Raw genomic sequence first — 1,034 nt, forward strand, 5'->3', positions numbered from 1 at the left:
TAACGATCTTGTGCGCAATAGCTGAGGTCGCGCAGTGGACTCCTCCCGGCGTATCACCAGGTGATGGTGCGGTCGGAGACCAGGGCGGCGACGGCGTCGACGGTCTGCGGGAGCAGTTCCCGTCGTCCGGTGAAACGCTGCAGCACCCGCCACCACTTCAGTTCGGCGATGGCGTGCTCGACGGCGATCCGCCGGCTGGACTGATCCTTGCGTTTGTGCTCGTAGGCGATCCGGTAGGGCTCTGCGGCTCCTGGGCGCAGCTTCAAAGGCGGTGCCTCGACCTGGCCGGGATGGCTCTTGGCCAGGCCCTGGTATCCGGCGTCCACGAGGATCCGGACCTGCGGCTAGGCGTCGAGCAGCGCGTCGATGCCCTCGATGCGGACCGCGGTGTGGTCGTGGACGCGGCCCGGGCGGTGGGTGCCGCACCACAGAGTCGCACCCGTCTCATCGCTGATCACCGTGCTTTTGATCGTGTTCTGCCGGGCCTTGCCCGACACGAACGCCTTGCGCCCGCCCCGGCCCGCCCGCGGCCGGCGGACCCTGATCTCGGTGGCGTCCATCCGCAGGACCACGCCCTCGGCCGCGGCGTAGGCGAACACGTCGGCCAGGGTCCGCAGCCGCACCCCGGTCGGGGTCGCGAATCCCCGCCCGGCCGGCAGCGGCCGGATCTGCCCTATCGCCCGCGTGACCGTGGAGCGGTCAACGCCGAACGCCACGGCGAGGGCATCGTGCGACAAGCCCGTGCGCAGATGGACGAGGGTGATCACCACCCGGTCGGCCAGGCGCAGCTCGAGGGGTCTTCCCGCGCCTGCCGCACGCCGACGGCGGCCACCGCGCCGCTCGTGCAGCCGACCCTCCCGACCGGCGGCCCAGCCCGGACCCACCTCGGCCAGGACCAGCCGCAGATGATGCCGCGAGATACCCGTGAACACCGGATGGCTGAAGACACGACGAGCCCAGCGACAAGACATCCAGAAAGGATCTGCGATCGGACCGGCAGCCGCCACCGTCAGCTATTGCGCACAAGATCGTAA

At 70.1% G+C, this 1,034-nt stretch carries 2 protein-coding genes; both read right to left on the minus strand.

Translation table 11 applies throughout. The features are described from left to right. Positions 1–53: 53 nt before the first annotated feature. Positions 54–326: a hypothetical protein gene (locus AB0J67_RS41370; protein WP_363491324.1), complete on the minus strand. Its 273-nt coding sequence runs from the start codon at positions 324–326 to the stop codon at positions 54–56. 18 nt (positions 327–344) lie between these two features. Continuing rightward, complete coding sequence (locus AB0J67_RS41375) at positions 345–1,007, minus strand: transposase family protein (protein WP_363491326.1); 663 nt, start codon at positions 1,005–1,007, stop codon at positions 345–347. Positions 1,008–1,034: the final 27 nt, after the last annotated feature.

The sequence above is a fragment of the Catellatospora sp. NPDC049609 genome (assembly GCF_040675365.1).
Lineage (GTDB): Bacteria > Actinomycetota > Actinomycetes > Mycobacteriales > Micromonosporaceae > Catellatospora.